A 19,255-nucleotide genomic window follows, 5' to 3' on the forward strand; every position below is an offset into this window, starting at 1 on the left:
CAACAGACCCGCTACGGGGGAGAGAATAATCATGGGGTTTGACCGGCGCGCCTTCATCCAGGGCGGAATTCTGGCGGGCGCGGCGTCCTTCACGCAGGCCGCTGCGGGCGCACCGGGCAAACTGCTCATGTCGGCAACGGGCGGCGGCGTGGTGGACGTCCGCCACTTCGGCGCCAAGGGCGATGGCCGCACGATCGACAGCGGCGCGATCAACAAGGCGATCGACCATGCCGCATCGCTCGGCGGCGGCACCGTCTATTTTCCGGCCGGCACTTACGCCAGCTATACGATCCGCCTCAAGAGCAACATCACGCTCCTGCTGGGAGACGGCGCCACGCTGCTGGCCGCCGCGCCCACGGAGACGCACGGCTACGACCATGCCGAACCCATCGGCGACTGGGGTGCCTATCAGGACTTCGGCCATGGCCATTGGCGCAACAGCCTGATCTGGGGCGAAGACCTCCACGATATCGCCATCCTCGGACCCGGCCTGATCTGGGGCAAGGGGCTGGGCCGCGGCGACGGCAAGGACAACTGGCTGAACGACCCCACCGGGCCGGGCACCGGCAACAAGGCAATCGCGCTCAAGAACTGTCGCAACGTCACCCTGCGCGACGTGCACATACTGGAGGGCGGCTGGTTCGCCCTGCTCGCGACCGGCGTCGATAATCTCACCATCGACAACGTGCTGGCCGACACCAACCGCGACGGGTTCGACATCGATTGCTGCCGCAACGTGCGCATCAGCAACTGCACGGTCAATTCCCCGTGGGACGACGGCATCTGCCCCAAGAGCAGCTATGCGCTGGGCCATCCCCGGATCACCGAGAACCTCACGATTTCGAATTGCTTCGTCACCGGCAACTATGAAGTCGGCTCGGTGCTGGACGGCACCTGGCGGAAGATGCCCGCCTCCTTCGCGCCGAAGATCCACGGGCGTATCAAGTTCGGCACCGAATCCAACGGCGGCTTCCGCAACATTGCGATCACCAACTGCATCTTCGAAGACAGCCGGGGCCTTGCCTTCGAGACAGTGGACGGCGCGGTGGTAGAGGACGTGACCGTCAGCAACATCACCATGCGCGGCATCATCGATGCGCCGCTGTTCCTGCGCATCGGCAAGCGGATGCGCGGACCGGCAGGTGTACCCATCGGATCGATGAAGCGCATCCTCATCCAGAACGTGGTCAGTTCCAACGCCACTATCCTGCCCTCGGTCATCGCGGGCCTTGCCGATCACCGGATCGAGGATGTGACTATCGCCGACTGCCATTTCCATCACGTCGGCGGCGCGCCGGCGGAAATGGCCCGCGTCCGGCCTCCCGAGGCCGAACTGGCCTATCCCGAAGCGACCATGTTCGGCGACCTTCCTGCAACCGGCTTCTTCGTTCGCCACGCGCGCAACATGCGTTTCAGCAATGTCGAGGTGTCCGTGGCCGCTCCCGACCCCCGCGCGGCGTTCCGACTGGAAGATGTGCGGGATGCCGACTTCATCGACATCCGTGCGCCCGGCCGGCCGACCTATTCGCTGGAGGGAGTAACCGGCTTTCGCAGCACCGGTGGCCGCGGGATGGAAGACCGCCGCGCCGATGGGCCGCTTTCGGGCGAGTTCTAGACCGGGAGGGCAGATCCGGGCGCGAATAACCCGCCGCGGTAGGCACATTCGCAACCCGGAACTCACCCGGTCGGGCTCCGACATCACCGTCGCCCCCGCGAAGGCGGGGGCCCCGCTTCTTGGCGACCTCTCGCCCAGCACAACAGAAGCGGGATCCGCCAAGTTCACAAACGAAGTGCAACACCAGGTTATGGTGTTGTCATGGGAAGAGCTTACGAACAGCTTGATCTGGAAGAGCGGTGTACGATTGCCCGTCTTCATGAAGACGGGCAATCGCTGCGCCAGATCGCGGCAGCTCTGGATCGCTCGGCATCGACGATCTTTCGGGAGCTGAAGCGCAACAGCGGCAGCACGGTGGGCTATCGGCCCGGCTATGCGCAAGAGCAGGCGCGCGCCCGGCGCTGGTCGGGCATGCGCCTCGAACGCGATCAGGCCTTGCGCGAGGGCGTGCTGGGCCGCCTCGCGGCCGGCTGGTCACCCGAGCAGATCGCCGGCCGCATGGCCCGCGAGGCCGGCGTGCGTATCATCAGTCACGAGAGCATCTATCGCTTCATCCATGCCCAGATCAGGCGGACGAACGATCGATCATGGCGCCATTATCTGCCCCGCGCCAAGGCCCGCCGCGGATGGCGCCGCAAGCCCGGCGGATCCTCGGTCCGCTTCATCGCCAAGCGCCAACCCATCGCCATGCGCCCGGACGAGGCCGCGGATCGGTCCCGGCCCGGCCACTGGGAGGCCGACTTCATGCTCTTCGCCCGATACGGCCAGGCCATCCTCGTCGCCCATGAACGCTCCTCGCGCTACACCCTGATCTGCCATCCGCCCGACCGAAAGGCCCGGCGCACCGCCGACCTGCTCGCCGCCATGCTGCGGCCCTGGCCCGCCGCCTTGCGCCAAACCCTGACCCTCGACAACGGCACCGAGTTTGCACAGCACCACAGGTTGCACCGTCTCGGCATCGATACGTTCTTCTGCGACCCCCATGCCCCATGGCAAAAGGGCGGCGTCGAAAACGCCATCGGCCGCCTCAGACGCGACCTGCCGCGCAAGACCAACATCGAGGATCTCTCGCCTGCCCACTTTGAGGACATCATCCAACGCTACAACAATACACCGCGAAAATGCCTCGACTTCAAAACACCCGCCGAGGCATGCTCTCTTCAACCGTTGCACTTCGAATGTGAATCCACATCCCCGCCTGCGCGGGGATGACGGGGTTGGTTGAATCAGCTGTATGCGGCCTTATCCCCTACCCGCCTGAACCTTCCGCCGATCCGGTGCCGCAGCAAAAGCAGCCGCAATCGCATCGTGGAAGGGCTTCGCGCGAAAATCCGCATCATACGGACAAGGCCGCTTGGGCAACCCGTCCGGACGCGGGCGCAGACCGTTCAGCCAGCTATAACGATCGGACAGCCCCCAGCACATCACCGTATCGATCTGCCGATAGGACAGCATCAGATCGAGATAGGCCTTGGCATGCGCCGCGACCTCGGCATCCCGCGGACCGATGGCGCCCGGCAGCGGGTTGTCGTGAATGTCCATCTCGGTAATCAGCAGGTCGAAGCCCATGCCGGTCACTTCATCGAGGAAGCGGCGCCAGGCGGTCTCGTCCAGCGCGCCGAGGCCGGTCGGCGTGTCGCTATACTTGCTGCCAAGGTGGCTCTGGACGCCCAGCGCGTCGACCGGTGTGCCGCGCTTGCGGAACTCTTCCAGCAGCCGCAGCACACCATCGCGGTGCACGCCCTCATCGCTGCGCCAGCCCATGTAGTCGTTGTAAACAAGCTGGGCCTTGGGCGCCGCCTGCCGCGCCGTGTGAAAGGCGATATCCAGCGTCTCGATCGCACCCAGACGCTGCGACAGCGCGGTTTCGCGAAGCTTGCCAGTTTCGGAATCGACCGCCTCGTTGACCACGTCGAAACTGTCCACGCGCGGCGCATAGCGGCCTGCCACCGTGGAAACGTGCTGGGTCAGCAGCCGCTCCGCCTCGGCCTTGGGGTTCGCGCCGTAGTCATGCTTCGACACCCATTCAGGCATCCAGTGCTCGCTGTGCCAAAGCAGTGTGTGCCCGCGCACGCCCATTCCATTGGCCGTCGCCCAGTCCACGATGCGGTCGGCGGCCGTGAAGTCGAAGTGCTCCGCATCGGGTCGGGTCGCCGCCCATTTCATCTCGTTTTCAGGCACGACCAGCGCGCATTGCGCGGCATTGAGCGCGCGATAGCGTGGGTCCGCGAAGTTGTTCTTGCCCATCGTGCTCCCGAACCGGATGCCCTTGGCCGCACCCTGCGACGCGAGCGAATCCGCCTCCCGCGCGAAGGCGGGCATGGGCAGCGCCATGGCGGCGGCACCGGCGATCAGGGTGCGGCGGCTGAGCTTCATGGCGTCTGGTCCTTGGGTCATAGCGATACCTGTTCGTTGGCGCGCAGCGTCAGGCTGCGCGGCTTGCGGCCCGCCAGGCGCAGGCTGATGGTCTGTGGGCGCGGGTCGATGCCCACGAGATGGCGCGGAATGCCCAGCGCGTCGGTAACGAGGCGGGCCGACCCGCCCGCGATCCGGGCCATGGGCGCGCCGTTTAGAGTAAGGTCGGCTCCGCCCGCGCCATAGGCCATGACGGCGGTGCGCCCGCCGTCCGTCCGCATCGAAAGGCGAGCATCCTGCGCGGCAGCGTGGCCCGGGCGAACGTTCCAGTGCAGGCCGTCAGCCTCTTCGCAGACGCCGACCAACCGCCAGCTGTAATCGACCATGACCAGCGCGGCGGGAGAATAGCCCGGCGCTTCCTCAAGCGTGAAAGCGCCCGTGTGGGGGTTCATCTGCTGGCGGAAGGTCATGTCGCGCTGGAGCGCTTCGCACCAGTGGTCCATCATTTCGGTGAACTCGGCGGAGCGGCCATAATGGTCGAACCAGCGGCCCGCCCGCAACGCGGTGAGCGCCTGCGTCGCGCCGCCCCAACTGTTGGCGGGGAAAGAGCCGACGAAGGCGGGATCGTCCATCGCCACCGAGGTCAGCGGGAACGGCGCCCAGAACGCCTCGGGATTATGCAACTGCCGCGCCCAGAGCGTGTCGAACAGCGCCTGATCGGGCACATGCTCCCCGCAGACGCGCGACAGGATGTCCGACCGGACGCGGATGAAATCACCCTTGGCATCCAGATCGTAGAAGGCGGCATCCTCCGGCACGTAGAGTTTCGCGAGGATGAGGCTGCGAATGTTCTCGGCCTGCTCCGCCCAGCGATCCGCGTCCGCCGTCTTGCCCAGCGCGCGCGCCATTTCGGCGAGTGCCTGCCTGCCGCCGAAGACCGTGGCGGAAAGGTCCGGGCAGAGGCGCGGCAGAGTGGCGATGGGATGGTGAGTTCGTGCGTCCTTGTTGGGACACTGGTTGGGCATCCCGGCCCAGCGCGGACTGTTGTCATGCCCGGTGTCGTAAGTGCAGAAACCCTCCACCAGCCCGGTTCCGCGCGTATTGCGGTATCGCATCAGCCAGCCGTCCCACGCCGAGCAGGCGCGGTAGGCCGCTTCCAGCAGAGCGCCGTCACCCGTCGCACGCGCCAGTTCCCATGCGGTGGCGGCGATGGGCACCACCATCTGGATCTGCCCGAAGCCGGTTTCCGCCAGCTTGTTGTTGGCGGGCAACTGGCCGTCGGCGCGCTGCAACTCGAAGAAGGTCATGTGGCTGCTGCGCGCCACGTCCGGGCGGAACTTGCGATAGACCAATGCTTCGTGCGGGCCGCATTCCTGCCAGATGCCCTGATAGACCGCCCCCTCGATCAGCACCGGCTTGCTGACATAGGGCATCGTCTGGACATTGGCGGCCAGCACTTCGAGCGCTTTGTCATAGGCGGCCTGCCAGCGGGCGTTGCCGGTCCGGAAGCTCGGCGCGTCGAAGCGGGGGGCGTTCTCCGCCGTTTCTGCGTGGGCACGAAAAGCCATGCCGGCACTGGCAACGGCCGTGGAGATGAGGAAGGAGCGACGGTCCATGCAGGTCTTTCCGGCTTGATCAGGGTGCGGCGGGCGCGGGATGCTCTACGCGGAACCAGTCCACGTCGATCGATCCGCCGGGCGCGCCATGCGTGAAGGTGAACAGTCCGGGCCGCGAGCCCTTCCACCATGAGAACGGCGCCAGAGCGATCGGATCGCCCATCGGCCGGAAAGCGCGCCCATCAAGGCTGTAGCTATAGCGAACCGTCTGGTCCGCACCGACCTCTGCGCGCAGGTCCACGGCGGGTGCGGACAGGACGTCACCGGCGGTTTCCACTCCTGCCGATGCCAGTGTCAGGCGGGCCTTTCCGCCCTCTTGCACAATACCGATCCAGCTTGGCTTCACGCCGAACAGGGTCAGGCCCGCGCGCTGGCCGTCGGTCATGCGACCGATCTCGATCCGGGTGGTGATCCGGCTGGAGGGCCCTTGCAGGATCTGCGTCAGCGTGTTGCGGGCCGTTACCAGATGCTCGGCGGACAGCGCATTCAGTCGCAGGAAACCGCGCCGGGCCGTCAGGCTCCACGCGCTGCCGTCCGGGTTGTGGTTCCATTCCCATTGCGGGCCGAGACGGGGCGCGGAGAACGCGTCCGAATCCTGCAAACGCACATTGGGCGTCCACGATCCGGTATCGGGCGCGGCATGCTCGGAAACGGGCTGTCCGGTCTCCGCGCCGGGCAGGACATCGCCGATCACCGGCCAGTCATCCACCCATTTCAACGGTTCCAGGTAGGTGATGCGGCCAAAGGCGCCGGTGCTGTTGAAGTGGACGAACCAGCCCTGCCCCGAAGGCGTCTCCACCCAGCCGCCCTGATGCGGGCCTTCGAGCGCGCTCCGGCCCTGCGCCAGCACGACTTTCGCCTCGTAAGGCCCGCGGATGGACCGCGAGCGCAGCGCCACTTGCGCGCCCTTCGAAACACCGCCGAAGGGCGCGAGGATATAGTACCAGCCATTGCGCTTGTAGAACTTGGGCCCTTCGAGGATCGGCAGGTTCTGCTTGTCCTCGACGATCACTTCGCCCGTATCCAGCACGCGTTTGCCGTCCGGGCTCATGCGGTGGAGGATCAGCGGCCCGGCGCCGTGGCGCGAGTGGACCAGCCAGGCCTGACCGTCATCGTCCCAGAAAGGACAGGGATCTTCCAGCAGGGGCTGGTCGATTACTTTGATCGGCGCGCTCCACGGCCCTTCCGGCTTTGCGGCGGTGGCCATGAAGATGCCTTCGTCCGGCGTTGCCCAGTAGACATAGAACAGGCCGCGGTGATGCCGGATCGAAGGCGCCCAGACGCCGCCCGCATAGCGCGTGCCGCCCACCGGCTTCGATATGCCGTCGTTCAGCGTGTGCGGCCCCGGCATGTCGTATTCCGGTGCGAAGGGCAGGCGCGGCAGGACATGACCGAGGATCGACCAGTGAACCAAATCGCGCGAATGCAGGATCGGGATTCCGGGCGAGAAATGGAAGCTCGACGCCACCAGATAGTAATCGTCCCCCACGCGCAGGACATCGGGGTCCGAATAGTCGGCATAGAGGATGGGGTTCTGATACGTGGCGCCGGGCGCCTCGGCCGTGACGGACGCTCCGCCCAGCGCGCAGACGCTCAACAGCGTGAGAACAGGCACTTTTCGTGCGATTGAAGCCATCCGCCCTTCCATTGCGGGGCGCACGGGGCGGATGTGACCGCTCCCGTTTCGCCTCCGCCGACCCTCTCTATTTTTCCCGATCATGGTGCGAAGCGAGACCTCGCGCAATGATTTTCGTTAGCGCTACCATTTCACAATCAAACAGGCATGATTTCGCCCTGCCCCGGGACGTTTACGACGCTCTTTCCGCTTGGGTAACTAAAGCGTGACGCCCCGCTTCCAGATCGCGATATCACGCTCGCCATTGAGTTCGTTCCGGGCCGGTCGCCCCGAAGCGATGGCGCAGATCGTTTCCATGATCGCCCTCGTCCCCGCCTCGAAACCGTCGTCCAGCACGACGGCCGTGTCGAAATCGATCCATTTCGATTTCCGCTGGGCGAGATCGTGATTGGTGGCGAGTTTGAGCGTAGGCACCGGGCTGCCCAGCGGCGTACCGCGCCCGGTCGAAAACAGCGTCAGCGTGACCCCGGCAGCGGCGAGCGCGGTCGTCGAGACGGCATCGTTCCCCGGCGCCTCCAGCAAGGTGAGACCACGCTCGGTAATCCGAGCACCATAGCGCAGAACCTTGCTGACGCGGGCGCGGCCACCCTTCTGCACCGCACCGAGCGATTTCTCTTCAAGCGTGGTGATCCCTCCGGCGACATTGCCGGGGCTGGGATTTTCGGAAATCGGCTCACCATGCGCGATGAAGTAGCGTTTGAAGTCGTTCACGACCTCAACGATGTCCTCGAACACCTCGCGGTTGACGGCGCGGCGCATGAGCAGACGTTCCGCCCCGAAAATTTCGGGTATCTCGGTGAGCACCGCATAGCCGCCGGCCTGCGTCACAAGGTCGGCGGCCCGACCGATGAGGGGGTTAGCGGTCAGACCGCTCAAGCCGTCCGATCCGCCGCACTTCAGTCCAAGGCGAAGCTCGGAAATATCGACCGGTTCGCGGCGATCTTGCCCTGCCATCGCGACGAGGTCCGCGATTGCCGCATGGGCATCCTCGTACTCGTCCTCGCTCATCTGCGCGCCGACGCTGCGCACGCGCTCGCGGCGTTCGGCGGGGATACGCTCCAGCAAGGCGGCAAGCTGGTTTTCCTCGCAGCCCAGCCCGAGCAGCAACACCCCGCCCGCGTTCGGATTGCAGGCCAGCGAGGCCAGCAACTGGGCCGTCGCGCCCAGATCGTCGCCCAATTGCGAACATCCCAGCGGGTGGGGAAAGGCGACGACGCTGTCGACCCGACCGGCATGACGGTCATTGGCTTCGCGGGCTATCCGCTCGGCGGTTCGGGCCACGCAGCCGACGGTCGGGATCACCCAGATTTCATTGCGCGTGCCCACGGAACCGTCCGCGCGGCGATAGCCGTCGAAGTGCCACGTGTCCGCAGACGGCGCCGACAGACCGCCCTCGTCCGGGACGTAAGAGTAGGGCTCTTCGGCAACCAGATTCGTGGAGATATTGTGGCTGTGAACATGCGCGCCGACCGGAATGTCCCGCGTGGCGGTGCCGATCGGCCAGCCGTAACGGCATACCAGCGCGCCTGACGCAATCGGCTCGATGGCGAACTTGTGGCCGCGTTCGATCGGTTCGATCAGCGTGACCGGGCCATTTGCAAGATCGATGGACTCGCCTGCGTCAAGCTGCCGCAAGGCTACCGCCACCTGGTCCTGCGGATCGATCTGGATGGCGGCGGGGATGTCCAAAATGCTCTCCTGACAAAACTCGTTACACTCTCTCGATTGCCCCGCGTTAACACTTGTGCCATCGCTGGCACAACATTTTTTGGGGACCGCCCTTGCCTAAATTGTCACTTGACCCGAACCGCCTGTTTCCGGCTGAAACCGCCACGCGTTCCGTGGCCCGCGAGCTGTATGATTCCATTGCGGGACTTCCGATCATCAGCCCGCACGGCCACACCGATCCGGCCTGGTTTGCAACCAACCAGCCGTGGGAAGACGCGACTTCACTCTTGCTGGCGCCGGATCACTATCTCTACCGGATGCTCTACAGTCAGGGCATCAGCATGGAGTCGCTTTGCGTTCCCGCCCATGGCGAGACCAGCCCGGCGGACCGGCGCGAGGCATGGCGGATATTTGCCGGCAACCAGCATCTTTTCCGGGGCACGCCCTCACGCCTGTGGCTGGATCACGTGTTTTCGGAAGTGTTCGGCTTCGAGGATGAGCTTTCCGCCGACACTGCCGACTTCTATTTCGACCGGATAGGCGAACTGCTCGGCCAGCCCGCCTATCGGCCCCGCGCGCTGTTCGAGCGCTTCAATATCGAACTCATCGCGACGACCGAGGGCGCGCACGAAGACCTCGTACATCACCGCGCGATCTGGGAATCGGGCTGGAGCGGCCGCGTCGTCACTGCCTATCGACCCGACGCCGTCGTCGATCCCGAGCATGAGGATTTCAAGGAAGCGCTCACCGCGTTCGGAGAGCTTTCCGGCGAGGACGTGTGGACCTGGCAGGGCTACCTGAAAGGCCATCGCGCCCGCCGGGCGGACTTCATTGCGATGGGCGCGACCTCGACCGACCACGGCCATCCCACCGCCCGGACAGCCAATCTCTCGGCGCAGGAAAGCGAAGCGCTTTTCAACAAGGTGATGCGCGGCAGTGTCTCGCCCGAGGAAGCCGAACTGTTCCGCGCCCAGATGCTGACCGAAATGGCGGCGATGAGCATCGAGGACGGCCTCGTGATGCAGATCCATCCGGGCGCCTGCCGCAACCACAACAAGTGGCTGCACCGGGAATTCGGACGCGACAAGGGCGCGGACATCCCGATGCGGACGGACTACGTATCAAGCCTGCAACCACTGCTGGACCGCTTCGGCAATTCACGGGACCTTTCGATCATCCTGTTTACGCTGGACGAGTCGACTTACGCCCGCGAACTGGCGCCGCTGGCAGGCCATTACCCGTGCCTGAAGCTCGGCCCGGCGTGGTGGTTCCACGACTCGCCCGAGGGCATGATGCGGTTCCGCCAGATGACCACCGAAACGGCCGGATTCTACAACACGGTCGGCTTCAACGACGATACCCGGGCCTTCCTCTCCATCCCGGCCCGGCACGATGTCGCCCGCCGCGTGGACTGTGCTTTCCTGGCAAGGCTCGTCGTCGAGGGCCGTCTGAAACAATGGGAAGCGGCCGAACTGGCCGTCGACCTGACGTATAATCTTGCCAAGCAGGCCTACAAGCTGGACGGTCCGCTGAAAAAGCCGACCGATCAATCGCTTGAAAAAGTCGTCGCGTCGGAATCGCGTGTCACGGTATAGCCGGGGCATGGAAGTTTCGGAACGGGGCGCGTCAGGCAACGAGCCCACTATCGCTGATGTGGCCGAGGCCGCGAAAACGTCGATCAGAACGGTTTCGCGGGTGCTGAACGATTCGCCCAAAGTGAACGAGGAGACGCGCGAGCGAGTCAAACGCGCCATTGCCCTGCTCAATTTCCGGCCAAGCCCGCGCGCGCGGGCCTTGGCCATGGGCAGGTCGCTGCTAATCGGCATGCTTCACAACGACCGCAATGCCCTCGTCCTGGACACCGTCCAGCGGGGTATCGGCGGTGAGGCGACGCGGCGCGGATATGAACTGATCACCCACTCGGTCGATCTTGGCGGCGACGAAGCGATTGCGGACGTTCTGGCTTTCGCACGTCGCACCCGCATCGATGGCCTCGTCGTGCTTCCGCCCGTTTCCGGGATCATCGGCCTGCCGGAAGCGCTGAAGGTCGAGAACATCCACGCCGTCGCCGTTTCGGCCGTTCATCTGGACGGCTACCCGGCAGTAGTCCTTTCGCACGAGCGCAAGGCCGCCGGCGATGTGGCGAAATACCTGATCGAGCTGGGGCACGATAATATCGCGCTGATCAATGGTCCGCAGGACATGATCTCGGCCCGGGAACGCAGATCCGGCTTTCTGGAAGCGCTGGATGAATCCGGGATAACTCCGGCCGCGGAGTTCGAAGGCGATTACACGCTCGCCTCGGGCCGGTCGGCCGCCGAGGAAATTCTCTCCCGCACATCGCTCCCGACGGCTGTTTTCGCCGCCAACGATATCATGGCGGCGGGCGTTCTGAAGATTGCCGCCGAAAAGGGAATTCGCGTTCCGGACGACCTGTCCGTGGTCGGTTTCGACGGCAGCGTCCTTGCCGAAATGCTGATCCCCAGCCTCTCGACCGTCTCGCGTCCCTTCGGAAAAATGGCGGAACTGGCGACCAGCCACTTGCTGAACCTGATCGAGGGCAAGCCGCTCAAGACGGACAGTCCGCCGCTCGGCCTGACACTTCTTCCTTCAAGATCCAGCGGCCCGGTGACGCCGAAGCGGCATTCGGAAAAGTAACGGTTCACGCCGCCGACAGCGTTTCCGGATCGCCCGCCGCCGTCTGATTGAGCAGCCCTTCCCGCTTGGCGACGACCGTTGCCACGAGCACTTGTCCCGCCACGTTGACGGCGGTTCGCCCCATGTCGATGATGGGATCGATCGCCAGCAAGAGACCCGCGCCCTCCAGCGGCAGCCCAAGCGTTGTAAGCGTAAGCGTGAGCATCACGACCGCGCCGGTCAGACCCGCGGTAGCCGCCGATCCAAGGACGGAAACGAACACGATCAGCACGTAATCGAGAAGATGCAGGGGAATGCCGTAGAAATTCGCGACGAAAATCGCCGCCAGCGCGGGGTAGATCGAGGCGCATCCGTCCATCTTGGTCGTCGCTGCCAAGGGCACGGCAAATGCCGCATAGCCCTTTTCGACGCCCATTCGTTCGACCACCAGTTCGGTAACCGGCAGCGTTCCGACCGACGAGCGCGATACGAAGCCAAGCTGGATCGCCGGCCAGGCTTTCGCGAAGAAGGTAAGCGGCGACAGCCCGTTGAGCAGAAGCAGGACGGGGTAGACGACCAGCAGCACGATACCGAGGCCGAGATAGGTCGCGGCGGCGAAACTCCCGAGCTGGTGCAGCATGTCCCAGCCGTAAGTCGCAACGGCCGTACCGATGAGCGCCGCCGAGCCGATCGGCGTCAGCTTGATGATCCAGCCCAGGACCGTCCGCATTACCGCCAGAAACGAGCGAATGACGGCCAGAAACGGCTCCGCCTTTTCTCCGAGACTGAGCGTCGCAAATCCGATTGCCAGCGAAATGACGACGATCTGAAGGGTGTTGAACGAAATCGCGGTGCTTGGGGCGCCGCTTTCAGCGATCTTGGTGCTGGCACTCAGGCCAAGGCTGTTCGCCGGGACCAGTCCTTTCAGGAAATCCAGCCAGGTCCCGACGTTTGCGGGGCGGTGGCTCGCCAGTGACCCGGCATCCACGCCCACTCCCGGCTGCACGACAATGCCAACGGCGATGCCGATCGATACCGCGATAAGCGCCGTGATCGCGAACCAGAGAAGCGTCTGCCCCGCCAGCCGGGCGGCGTTTTCAAGCCGGCGCAAGTTCGCGATCGACGTGACGATGGCAGCAAAGATCAGCGGCGGCACGGTCGCGCTCAGAAGCCCGACGAAAGTCGATCCGGTCGTCTTCAGCGCGACGGCAAGCCCGTTGAGTTCACCCCCGGCCCCGGTCCCCAGCGCGCGTGCCAGAAAGCCTAGCGCACCGCCGGCAAGCATGCCCACGAGCACCTGGAATCCGAAGCTTCGATAATTGATCGTCATTCATTCCACCCGGCACGGATCGTGCCATGCCATCTAATCTCAACTAAAATACTAGACAATATGTGGTCATGGCGGACAAGCAAATTTTTCTACGCCTCCGGATACCGGCCCACAGCGCAGGGTATGCCGGGAAGGCAACCTGCCTCCCGGTTCGCCCCCTTGAAAATGCGGCGACCTAGGCCTCGGTCATATCGCCGATCAGACCGTTCGGATGGTAGTGGCTCGGCGCCACGCCCACGCGCCGCTTGAACATGGTGGTGAAGGCCGAAGCGCTGTCATAGCCAAGGTCGAAGGCAATGGTGGTGACCCCTTCCCCTGCCGCGAGCCGGGGCAAAGCCACAAGTATACACGCCTGCTGGCGCCACGCTCCCAGACTGAGCCCGGTTTCCTTGCGGAACATGCGCGTAAAGGCCCGGCGGCCGATGCCCAGATCGTCCGCCCACTCGTCAATCGTATCGTGCGGCGTGGGTCGTTCGAGGAAGGCCTGACACTTGCGCGCAATGGCCGCCGTTCTGGGAAACGGCACCGCGAGCGGCACGGTGGGCGCGATCGCAAGTTCGGCCATCAACAGCGCCATCAGCTTCCCGTCACGGCTCTCCACATCATATTCCGGCTCGATCTCGCACGCCGCGGCGAGAAGACTGCCCAGCAGCGGCGATACCTGGATGACCTTGTTGCGATCGCCCAGCGAACCTTCCGCATCAGGCTCTATCAGCACGCTGCGCGTGCTCACCGCGCCGACCATCTTTACCGAGTGCGGGCATCCGGCGGGCGTCCAGACCGCACGCTCGGGCGGTGCCACCCATGCGCCGTGCGGCGTGCTGACAACGACCACGCCCCGCGCCGCATAGATCAACTGGCCGCGCCGGTGTTCGTGCCAATCCAGTTCGAAAGCAGGCGGATATTCGTTACCGATCCCGACAATCGGCCGCGGGATGTGTTCTACCGAAGCTGGATCCTTGATCGGCAATCTTGATGTCCCACTCGCGAAAGTGAAAGACCCATATAGGAATGCGGGCCACTTGTGCAGAGGTTAGGGGACATCCACCGACAACAAGAAGACACACGTATGAGCACGTCTGCAGCCGCCCCACGATCCGATGCACCTGAGATCACGGTCTTCAGCGTCATTCTCGCGATCAGTTTCTGCCACCTGCTCAACGACATGATGCAGTCTCTGCTGCCGGCCATCTATCCCAATCTGAAGACGGAACTTCATCTGTCGTTCTCGCAGATCGGGCTTGTGACGCTGGCCTATCAGATCACCGCGTCAATTCTTCAGCCTCTCGTCGGATTCTACGCGGACAAGCGGCCGACTCCGAATGCGCTGCCCGGCGGAACCCTGTTCTCGCTGGCGGGGCTGATGATCCTCTCGGCCGCGCACACTTACTGGCTGCTGCTGGTCGGCGCCTCGATGCTGGGCATGGGATCTTCGGTTTTCCATCCGGAATCGTCGCGCGTGGCGCGCATGGCGGCGGGCGGGCGGCACGGTCTGGCACAATCGCTGTTCCAGGTTGGCGGCAACGCCGGGCAGGCGCTTGGCCCGCTCGCGGCCGCGCTTGTCGTGGTCCGCTTTGGCCAGTCGAGCCTTGCGTTCTTCGCGCTGCTCGCGCTGCTGTCCTGTGCCATCCTGTGGAATGTCGGGCAGTGGTACAAGAACCACGGCCTGGCGCTTATTGTGTCGGGCCAGAAGAAGTCGATGGCCATGCCCGCGCTGCCGCGCAAGAAGGCCCTCGGCGGCATCGCCGTGCTCTTGGCCATGATTTTCTCAAAGTACGTCTATCTGGCAAGCCTCACCAGCTACTTCACTTTCTATCTGATCCATCGCTTTGGCGTCTCGGTGGAAACGGCGCAGTTCCACCTCTTTGCCTTCCTCGCGGCCGTCGCTGTGGGCACCGTCGTGGGCGGTCCGCTGGGGGACAAGTTCGGCCGCAAATACGTGATCTGGTTCTCGATCCTGGGCGCGTTGCCGTTCACGCTGCTGCTGCCGCATGCAAACCTGTTCTGGACCGGCCCGCTGACGGTGGCGATCGGGCTCATCCTCGCCTCGGCGTTCCCCGCAATCGTGGTGTTCGCGCAGGAGCTGGTGCCCGGCAAGATCGGCATGATCTCCGGGCTGTTCTTCGGCTTTTCGTTTGGCATGGGCGGCCTTGGCGCCGCAGTGCTCGGCGCCGTTGCCGATCGGGCGGGTATCGAGACGGTCTACGCGATCTGCGCCTATCTGCCGGCGATCGGCCTGCTCGCAGTCCTGCTTCCCGATCCGAAAAAGGGTAACTGAGCGCGGCCGGTAAGGCTCAGAAAGCGAAGGAGAGTTGATCGGGATGCGCCGAGCGCCGCCGCGATCCCCGCTCGCGGACGTTATCCTGATCGACCGTGCCGAAGATGACCTTGATCATGTTCAGCGCCCGCGCGTTGACCTTGCTCGATGCCTCAAGGCGCCGCACCGCCCGCGCCGGGTCGCGGTAGCCGATCGCCTTGCCCAACTCTATCTCGGACAGACCGCGATTCTTGCGGGCTGCTGCCAGTTCGGCCCCGGTCATGAGGAAACTCCGTGGATATCTCGCAATGCGGCAGCGACCGGTCGAAAAACCTGAAGCCGTGCCAGAGAATGGCGCGTTTAAGCCATTTTATCGCGGGAATTCCAGATGCGAATACCTTGCTATCCACTGCCTTTCCCCAACTTGTCGACAGGTGCCCGCGTCCCGAGCTGGCACCGCAGGCCGGCACGCAGCTTTATTGCCGAACCGGCCGCAGCCGCTGTCAGATTGCGATTGCCATTAGGCTCACGCGCCACCTATTGCCCTGATTCATCGACTCGTTTGCCGGGAAATCACCATGATGCCGCGCTATTTCATCCCGGCCCTTGCCGCGACCATGGCCGTCGCGCTGCCTGCCCGGGCTCAGGATGCCGTGAGCATCGACATCTATGCCATCCCGTCCAGACCGGTTGTCGAGGCCGTGGCAGCGGCCAGCAAGGATCTTGCGAAACGCGGCATGACGACTTTCTACGCGCAAGGTCATGCGGTGCATGCCACGCTGTACCTCACCCAGTATCCGGCCAATGCCGAGCCGCAGCTGGAAGCCGCGATTGCCGATATCGTCAAGGATTACAAATCCTTCCCCCTGATCCTCGACGGCAAGGAACGCACCGCTTCCAACTGGCTGTTCCTGCGCGTCAAATGGAGCCCTGCCCTGCAAAGGCTGGCGGATCTGGTGACTTTGGCGGCCGAGCCTTATCGCGATCACAACGTCTCTCCGCCCGGCTGGATGAGTCAGTATCCGGCCAAGCTTCCCGCCTTTGAACGCTACGGCTCGCCCAATGTGTTCATGCAGTTTGATCCGCACCTGACATTGCTCGCGAACGAGACCAATCCCGGCCTGGCGGCATTCATGGCGGAGACGGACAAGACCCAGCCGCAAACGGTGGGAGCAGTCGAAGGCGTCGGAATCGGCCTTGTCGACGCCAATGGTCAGGTCGTGAAAACCCTCGCCGAGTTCCGCTTCGCCGACCACCGCTGAAGCGCCGAACGGCTCGTCGTCCGCGCAAAGATAGCGGGCAGGACAAGCAGCGGCCGGATATCCGAAATCTCCTTGTAAACCAGACCTTCTCGCGCGGTTTGCCTCACGCGCGCGGGCATGTTCGGCACGCCTTTCGCTCCCACCAAAAGCCAACGCGGACGCGATTTGCCGAAAACCTTCCTCGCTCGGGCGTGATCGCTGCAAGCCGGAAAGTGGCGGATTACCGCGCTTTTTACGGGTCGCCGGCCCTGCCCACGTCGAACCTCAAGGCTCTCCCGCAACCTGGCGATCTGCGTTCATTCCGACTTTTGAGTACTCATTTTCCACCATGTCAAATTTGGGTGACTGAGATTAGGGAGGATTAATGCTCAATAGGTATTTTCCTTAACATGGACTCAAATAGTGCTAGATTGATGAACATCGGTAGTGACAATATGGAAAACAGTCCAAGAAATTGGCAAAAGTCCGGTGGAGAAGATTTGTCCTGTCTGCGCAACTTCGGCTTTTGTGAACGCAATAGTCGCAGCATTCATCATGCGCGGGAGCCTTCTTTTCCTGAGGGAGTCGGAAGGAAATAGGCCGTGGCGCGATCCTCGACGACGCAGTGGGACCAATTGGCCCTGAACAGCCTGTTCGACTTGGTTATCCGGCATGTCGACTGCCCCATGGCGGTATTGACGCAGCATAAGGCCGATAGCGAACTTCCTGAAGTCATTGCCATTTCCCACATGGCGGACAGCCTTGCACATGGGATCGCCCATTCGATCCAGCAGGCCGCCGCCTATGACGATTGGCGGTCCGAATCCACGACACTGCGATGCGGGCATTTTGACATCGAGAATGTGCATTTGCCGGATCGCGTCCGAAATGCCCGCAGAATCACATTCTCCTGTCCGGTTGACTCAGCCTCGTTCCTGGCCCTTTCAGTCTGCCGCTTCGACACCGACGAGTGGGCGATGCGGGCCTTGGCCGCGCAGGGAATTCACAGCTGGGTGGAGGCTTATCTCCGACTTTTCTGGGAAGCGAAACTGCATCGCGGCCGCGCGGCGGCGCTGGCGGAGGGGCTCGATCTATTTGATTTCGGGACCTTTCTTCTGGACGCGGACGGAAACATCATTTTCGCCAATGTTCGCGCGTTGCATTTCCTGGAACTGGGCAATGGCCTGCGCCGGGCCGGACAGTCGGTCACGGCCACCGATTTCGACAACGCAGTGCGATTGCAGACAGCGATTCACCACCTCGCCCACGACCAGCACAGCGCCGCAACCGAGATCGACGGAACGTCGCTGATACTCATCCAGCGTGTGAACGCCCGGCCGCTTGTCGCCGTCGTGGCGCGGTTGCCCGATGCGTCGCCTGCGCATGGCAGTGCGGCCATCGCCCTTTATGTCCTTGATCCCGATGTCGATGCCCGGCCGCTCGCAACAGCACTGTGCCGCGCCCATGGCCTGACGATTTCGGAAACCGAACTGGTCATGCGCCTCGTCAAGGGCCTGACCATCGATGCTGCCGCGCGTGAAATGCATATCCAGCCGCAAACCGCGCGCGCCTACCTGAAACAGATTTTCGCCAAGACCGATACCCACCGCCAGACCGATCTCGTGCGGATGATCCTTCGCGGCGTGGTTCATATCAGGCCGTTTGCCGCTCCCCCCTCAAATGGGGGTACGGATTTCGCTCATTTGAGGGCAGGGCAAACACCTGTCTGGGGCTAAGCCGCCCAATCGCTTCGAGTTATATCGCCGAACTGCGGCGTCTTGCGGAAAAGGTGTCGTCTTGGAGGCTCTGAGCAGCCGTTTAACGCGAGAGGAATAGCCATGAGATATGCTCTGTTATTGACTGCCTCGGTCGGCGCATTCGCCTTGGTTGCGGGCCCTGCGCTTGCACAAACAGCCGGTAGCGGCGGCAGCCTTGCCGATGCCACCCGTAATTCGACCGCAACGTCCACCGACAGTTCGACGAACACCTCCACGAACACCTCCACCCCCACCGACAATTCGAATTCCAGCAATTCGGCCGGCCTCGGTTCAGCCAACAACGGTGGCACTTCCGCGGTAACGACGGACGTCAATGCCACCGGCGCCGCCAGCGATTCCAGCGGCCCTGGTTCCGCCAACAATGGCGGCACTTCCGCAGTGACGACGGACTCGCACGACGCGAGCAACAGCAGCGACTCCAGTGGCGCGAACTCCGCCAATAACGGCGGCACGTCCAATCTTGCAGTCGACGCCCACGACGGAAGCAACAGGAGCGACTCCAGCGGCGCGAACTCCGCCAATAACGGCGGCACATCCAATCTGGCCGTCGATTCCCATGACGAAAGCAACAGCAGCGATTCGAGTGGGCTTGGTTCGGCCAACAACGGTGGCACGGCCAATCTGGCGGTAAATGCTTCGGGCGCGGGCAGTGACTCCAGCGGCGTCGGCTCTGCCAACAATGGCGGTACTTCGACGAGCACCTATACGACCCAGACCACCTATTCGTCGCTTGCAGGCAGCGTGACCGGCGGTGAAGTCACCTTCTGGCAGCCTTCCGAAGGCGGCTCGGGCGGCGGCCGCGGCGATGGCGGCAATGCAAACGCAGGCAGCCGTGGCGGCGGTGACGGTGGCACCGGCGGTGCCGGCGGCACTGGTGGTGCAGGTGGTGCTGGCGGATCGCCGGTCATGACCTGGAACGCCACGTTCGATAACGGCGCGTTCTCGAACTTTGCCGGTCTGAACGCGATGAACGTCAACACCGGCGTGTTCGCATCGCAAAATGCCAGCATCAATGTGGGCGCGACCATCGGTACGCTCTCCTTGGGCCAGTAGGCCGTGAATGAGGGACCGGCCGCCCGCTGGGCGGCCGGTGTCTCTCGGTGCAGTTCCACGCGAAGGAGA

15 protein-coding genes are annotated in these 19,255 nt (G+C 63.8%); 8 read left to right on the forward strand and 7 right to left on the reverse strand.

Annotation, left to right across the window (positions count from 1 at the left end; all coding sequences use genetic code 11):
- The first annotated feature begins 31 nt into the window (after positions 1-31).
- Both AC1VVK_RS23645 and AC1VVK_RS23650 read left to right on the forward strand, forming a co-directional pair.
- Positions 32-1,615 carry a rhamnogalacturonidase gene (locus AC1VVK_RS23645; RefSeq protein WP_482905611.1) on the forward strand — a complete coding sequence of 528 codons (1,584 nt, stop codon included), beginning with the start codon at positions 32-34 and terminating at the stop codon, positions 1,613-1,615.
- A 201-nt stretch (positions 1,616-1,816) separates the two neighbouring features.
- Positions 1,817-2,827, forward strand: a complete 1,011-nt coding sequence (locus AC1VVK_RS23650) for an IS30 family transposase (protein WP_482905612.1) — start codon at positions 1,817-1,819, stop codon at positions 2,825-2,827.
- A 30-nt stretch (positions 2,828-2,857) separates the two neighbouring features.
- Here AC1VVK_RS23650 and AC1VVK_RS23655 read toward each other — a convergent pair whose 3' ends face one another.
- From AC1VVK_RS23655 to AC1VVK_RS23670, 4 genes are all read right to left on the reverse strand, one after another.
- The gene (locus tag AC1VVK_RS23655) at positions 2,858-3,991 is read right to left on the reverse strand and encodes an endo-1,4-beta-xylanase (RefSeq protein WP_482905613.1); all 1,134 of its coding nucleotides are present in this window, start codon (positions 3,989-3,991) and stop codon (positions 2,858-2,860) included.
- Positions 3,992-4,008: 17 nt separating this feature from the next.
- Positions 4,009-5,586 (reverse strand): MGH1-like glycoside hydrolase domain-containing protein, encoded by a 1,578-nt coding sequence (locus tag AC1VVK_RS23660; RefSeq protein WP_482905614.1) that lies wholly within the window; start codon positions 5,584-5,586, stop codon positions 4,009-4,011.
- Between the two features lie 19 nt (positions 5,587-5,605).
- The gene (locus AC1VVK_RS23665; protein ID WP_482905615.1) at positions 5,606-7,222 is read right to left on the reverse strand and encodes a glycoside hydrolase family 43 protein; all 1,617 of its coding nucleotides are present in this window, start codon (positions 7,220-7,222) and stop codon (positions 5,606-5,608) included.
- 198 nt (positions 7,223-7,420) lie between these two features.
- Positions 7,421-8,905, reverse strand: coding sequence for a UxaA family hydrolase (locus AC1VVK_RS23670; protein ID WP_482906764.1), 1,485 nt, complete (start codon positions 8,903-8,905; stop codon positions 7,421-7,423).
- Between the two features lie 98 nt (positions 8,906-9,003).
- Here AC1VVK_RS23670 and uxaC point away from each other — a divergent pair, with 98 nt between their 5' ends.
- Entirely contained in the window at positions 9,004-10,485 is a 1,482-nt protein-coding gene (uxaC, locus tag AC1VVK_RS23675) for a glucuronate isomerase (protein ID WP_482905616.1), read from the forward strand.
- Positions 10,486-10,492: 7 nt separating this feature from the next.
- Positions 10,493-11,548, forward strand: coding sequence for a LacI family DNA-binding transcriptional regulator (locus AC1VVK_RS23680; protein WP_482905617.1), 1,056 nt, complete (start codon positions 10,493-10,495; stop codon positions 11,546-11,548).
- A 4-nt stretch (positions 11,549-11,552) separates the two neighbouring features.
- On the opposite strand, the gene AC1VVK_RS23685 is transcribed toward AC1VVK_RS23680, so the two are convergent.
- A complete protein-coding gene (locus AC1VVK_RS23685; protein WP_482905618.1) occupies positions 11,553-12,857 on the reverse strand; it encodes a dicarboxylate/amino acid:cation symporter in 1,305 nt (434 codons plus the stop codon).
- Positions 12,858-13,032: 175 nt separating this feature from the next.
- On the reverse strand, positions 13,033-13,827 hold the full coding sequence (locus tag AC1VVK_RS23690) for an AraC family transcriptional regulator (protein WP_482905619.1): 795 nt from the start codon (positions 13,825-13,827) through the stop codon (positions 13,033-13,035).
- A gap of 99 nt (positions 13,828-13,926) precedes the next feature.
- Here AC1VVK_RS23690 and AC1VVK_RS23695 point away from each other — a divergent pair, with 99 nt between their 5' ends.
- A complete protein-coding gene (locus tag AC1VVK_RS23695) occupies positions 13,927-15,135 on the forward strand; it encodes an MFS transporter (RefSeq protein ID WP_132391171.1) in 1,209 nt (402 codons plus the stop codon).
- Positions 15,136-15,151: 16 nt separating this feature from the next.
- Here AC1VVK_RS23695 and AC1VVK_RS23700 read toward each other — a convergent pair whose 3' ends face one another.
- Entirely contained in the window at positions 15,152-15,397 is a 246-nt protein-coding gene (locus AC1VVK_RS23700) for a hypothetical protein (RefSeq protein WP_482905620.1), read from the reverse strand.
- 334 nt (positions 15,398-15,731) lie between these two features.
- Between AC1VVK_RS23700 and AC1VVK_RS23705 the strand changes: the two genes are divergently transcribed.
- The 3 genes from AC1VVK_RS23705 (at position 15,732) to AC1VVK_RS23715 (ending at position 19,186) form a co-directional block, all read left to right on the forward strand.
- On the forward strand, positions 15,732-16,376 hold the full coding sequence (locus tag AC1VVK_RS23705) for a 2'-5' RNA ligase family protein (RefSeq protein WP_482905621.1): 645 nt from the start codon (positions 15,732-15,734) through the stop codon (positions 16,374-16,376).
- Between the two features lie 581 nt (positions 16,377-16,957).
- On the forward strand, positions 16,958-18,091 hold the full coding sequence (locus tag AC1VVK_RS23710) for a helix-turn-helix transcriptional regulator (protein ID WP_482905622.1): 1,134 nt from the start codon (positions 16,958-16,960) through the stop codon (positions 18,089-18,091).
- Positions 18,092-18,193: 102 nt separating this feature from the next.
- Entirely contained in the window at positions 18,194-19,186 is a 993-nt protein-coding gene (locus AC1VVK_RS23715) for a hypothetical protein (protein WP_482905623.1), read from the forward strand.
- Positions 19,187-19,255: the final 69 nt, after the last annotated feature.

The sequence above is a fragment of the Novosphingobium sp. BL-S-32 genome (assembly GCF_056857055.1).